At 43.4% G+C, this 343-nt stretch carries 1 pseudogene; it reads right to left on the bottom strand.

Annotated elements, in window-relative coordinates:
* Positions 1-25: 25 nt before the first annotated feature.
* Positions 26-343, bottom strand: a pseudogene (locus FTW16_RS12800) (hypothetical protein); the annotation flags it as partial.

The following is a 343-nucleotide window of genomic DNA, read 5'->3' as shown; positions in this document are numbered from 1 at the left end:
GTATATCGTCGAGAGTATCTGCAGGTTAAAGCTCAATGCTCAGTAGCTCGTTATCGATCAACTCCTTTAGCTTCGCCTTGATCTGGCTTTTAGACTGACTACCTGCAATTTGGCTAAGTTTGGCCCAGTCAGCTTCACTGAATGTTAGCGTTTTTTCTTCTTTGCTGGTTTTAGTGTCTTTGCTTTGATTGAGCTCTCTTTCCTTTCTGCCAAATCTCTCAGTTAGTCTTGCTTCCAGCTTTGTAAATTGGTTTGGCTCTGTGGTAGCGCAAAGCACATCAAAGATACACAAAATGGTTTGCTTTTGCTTCTCGGTGTTCTCTGTTACAGAGAGGCCGAGTGC

Source organism: Vibrio sp. T20 (assembly GCF_007858795.1).
GTDB classification, from domain to species: domain Bacteria; phylum Pseudomonadota; class Gammaproteobacteria; order Enterobacterales; family Vibrionaceae; genus Vibrio; species Vibrio satsumensis.
The sequence above is the reverse complement of the archived record's forward strand: the minus strand, read 5'-3'. Positions and strand labels throughout refer to the sequence as shown.